This window comes from Cetobacterium sp. ZOR0034, assembly GCF_000799075.1.
Classification (GTDB): domain Bacteria; phylum Fusobacteriota; class Fusobacteriia; order Fusobacteriales; family Fusobacteriaceae; genus Cetobacterium_A.
Map to the genome: position 1 here is coordinate 1 of NZ_JTLI01000102.1, position 2,115 is coordinate 2,115.

At 27.4% G+C, this 2,115-nt stretch carries 2 protein-coding genes and 1 pseudogene; 1 reads left to right on the forward strand and 2 read right to left on the reverse strand.

The window, feature by feature from the left end:
* Positions 1 to 55: 55 nt before the first annotated feature.
* Positions 56 to 193, forward strand: coding sequence for an EamA family transporter (locus tag L992_RS13910; RefSeq protein WP_369797086.1), 138 nt, complete (start codon positions 56 to 58; stop codon positions 191 to 193).
* Positions 194 to 268: 75 nt separating this feature from the next.
* Here L992_RS13910 and L992_RS12435 read toward each other — a convergent pair.
* Positions 269 to 1,378: pseudogene (locus tag L992_RS12435) on the reverse strand (transposase); the annotation flags it as partial.
* A gap of 63 nt (positions 1,379 to 1,441) precedes the next feature.
* The gene (locus L992_RS12440) at positions 1,442 to 1,672 is read right to left on the reverse strand and encodes a recombinase family protein (protein ID WP_052194003.1); all 231 of its coding nucleotides are present in this window, start codon (positions 1,670 to 1,672) and stop codon (positions 1,442 to 1,444) included.
* Between the last annotated feature and the right edge of the window lie 443 nt (positions 1,673 to 2,115).

The window sequence follows — 2,115 nt, forward strand, 5'->3', positions numbered from 1 at the left end:
CTATATCTAACGATATAGAAATCTCCTATTATTTAGCTATTTTTTATTTTTTGTAATCTACCAGCTGAGTAGTTACATTGCAGCTTTGTACTCTTATTTTATTTTTAGAGAAAACCTTACTTTTCAAGAAATTTTTGGTATTTTAATTGTCTTAATAGGAATATATCTAGCTAAAATAGGAAATAATAATTAAAATAAAAAGAGATTTAGAGGACTTCTAAATCTCTTTTATTAGTCAATAAAATCAAGGCTTTTTGGTGTTTAAACCTCAAGCCTTGATCAGAATTTCTCTTAATCCATCTGCTGTATCTATTTTATTTTCTTCAAAAATATATTTTCCAAGAAAATTCACATGTTGAGTTCCTAATGGACTAACTCTTTGAAAGTCCTTTTCATCAAACCACTCTTCATTTTGAACAATTAATTTTACTTTTTCTAAATATCTAGAATTCCAAATAATTAGAGAAGATAGAAGTATATTCAGACAGCTTGCTTTTTCTAATTGATTGTCTATTGTAGCTTCGTTAAGTCTTCCATGTTTACCAAAAAACATAAGTCTTCCAACAGAATTTATAGATTCTCCTTTATTAAGCATTTTTTGAACTTCTTTTCTTAGTTCTCCATCTGTAAAATAATTCAATATATATCTGGTTTTCAATATCCTTCCAATCTCTTTTAATCCTCTTGCCACTCCGTTATCCCTGTTGTATGAGTTTATTTTCTGAAGAATCAGAGAAGCTTTTACTTTTCCACATTTAATAGATTCAATTAATCTTAGAATCTCGTTATAGTTTTCAACTATTACTTTTTCATTAATCTTTTTGAATTTTTTTTCATCTAATTCAATGTTCTCGAAATAGTAAAGCTGTTGTTGCTCTAAATTTTTTATTCTTGGTTTGAAATTAAAGCCTAAAAGATATGTAAGAGCGAACATCTGCTCTGTATACCCTGCTGTATCTGTAGAATGATCATAAATTTCTAAATCTGATTCATGATAAAGAAGACCATCTAAGACGTGGTTACTATCTCTTCCTTCAAGTATTTGAACATAAAAAGGCGTATATTGATCGCTAACGTGTCTATAAATTCCACCGCCTTTATTCCCATAATGAGCATTATAGTCAGCATAAATAGTCTTTGAATTTATAGGAACTCTCATTCCATCTGAAGAAGATTTATCACCATTCCCCCAATTTTTAACTATTTCAAGTGAATGATGATAATTTACCAATCGTTTCTGGGCCTTAGATAAAGCATCACTATTGAAATAAAATTCATTGGTTCTTCTGAGTACAGATTCCTCTATAGAACTAGAGATAGCCATCTTTGAAAAGCCTATATTATGCCCGTTTGCCATTAAAGTAGCAATCAAAGGTTTTTGCTTTTGAGAAAAGCTATTATCTTTTCCTCACTTAAACTGCTCCTGTTAGAAAAAGCAGCTTTATAAAAAATCTTTTCTGTTTCTTCCCAATCTATCAATCTCTTTAACAACTAAAGTATCTCCAGATTTTAATATAATTAAGAGTTCATTTAGTCCTTCTCTATCTAAAGTTTTTCCAGTATATTTATCTGTAAATATGAAACGCTGATTAATACCGTATTTAACAAGTGCATCTATTTGCCTTTGTAAATTTTGATGTTTTGTACTTACTCTGCAGAAACCGTATATCATTCTTATCTCCTCCTGTTAGCCTTTAATATTTTACAGGAATGAGGTATGTTAGTCTATATATATTTAAATAATAAGTATATAGGTCAATTAGATTAAAGGTTAGGATTTTATTGACTAAAAAGGCTAATTGGTGCAAAAGGACAAAAAAAACGACGCGAGGCCTGTATAAGTTATTTTATAAAAATAAATCTTTAATTAAGAATAACATAAACTTTATATTAAAATAATTATAAAAAACTTTAATATTATTAAAGGTCGTATTTTATGTATAATACGAGATATATATTATTGAATTTATTGATATTTAATTAATAATTATATTTATAATTAATTTTAACGAGAAAAAAAATTCTATAATACGAGATTATTTAGTAACTACTCAGCTGGTAGATTACAAAAAATAAAAAATAGCTAAATAATAGGAGATTTCTATATCGTTAGAT